Below are 696 nucleotides of genomic sequence, written 5' to 3'. Positions count from 1 at the left end.
TATGCCCTCACATAAAGAACTCGCCAATGCGATCCGTGCCCTCAGTATGGACGCTGTGCAAAAAGCCAAATCCGGTCACCCGGGTGCCCCGATGGGCATGGCTGATATCGCCGAAGTATTGTGGCGTGATTTCCTGAACCATAACCCGCAGAACCCGTCATGGGCTGACCGTGACCGCTTTGTGCTGTCTAACGGCCATGGCTCAATGCTGATTTACAGCCTGCTGCACCTCACGGGTTATGACCTGCCGATCACCGAACTGGAAAACTTCCGTCAGCTGCACTCCCGTACCCCGGGCCACCCGGAATACGGCTATACCCCGGGCGTGGAAACCACCACCGGTCCGCTCGGCCAGGGCATTGCCAACGCGGTCGGTTTTGCGATTGCTGAACGCACTCTGGCGGCCCAGTTTAACCGTCCGGGTCACCAGATTGTTGACCACCACACCTACGTCTTTATGGGTGACGGTTGTATGATGGAAGGGATTTCTCACGAAGTCTGTTCACTGGCCGGGACCCTGAAACTCGGCAAACTGGTGGCGTTTTATGATGACAACGGCATCTCGATTGACGGCGAAATCGACGGCTGGTTTACAGATGATACCGGCATGCGCTTTGAGGCCTATGGCTGGCATGTGATCCGCGGCATCGACGGTCACGACAGCGAAGCGGTACGCCAGGCTATCGAAGAAGCCCG

The 696-nt window shown here is 57.3% G+C and carries 1 pseudogene; it reads left to right on the top strand.

Going from position 1 to position 696, the window contains the following annotated elements:
• Position 1: 1 nt before the first annotated feature.
• Positions 2 to 696, top strand: a pseudogene (locus JK211_RS16790) (transketolase); the annotation flags it as partial.

Origin of the sequence: Tatumella sp. JGM130, from assembly GCF_018257525.1 — a bacterium.
Lineage (GTDB): Bacteria > Pseudomonadota > Gammaproteobacteria > Enterobacterales > Enterobacteriaceae > Tatumella > Tatumella punctata.
Note: the sequence above shows the minus strand (reverse complement) of the source record. Positions and strands in the feature narration are given on the sequence as shown.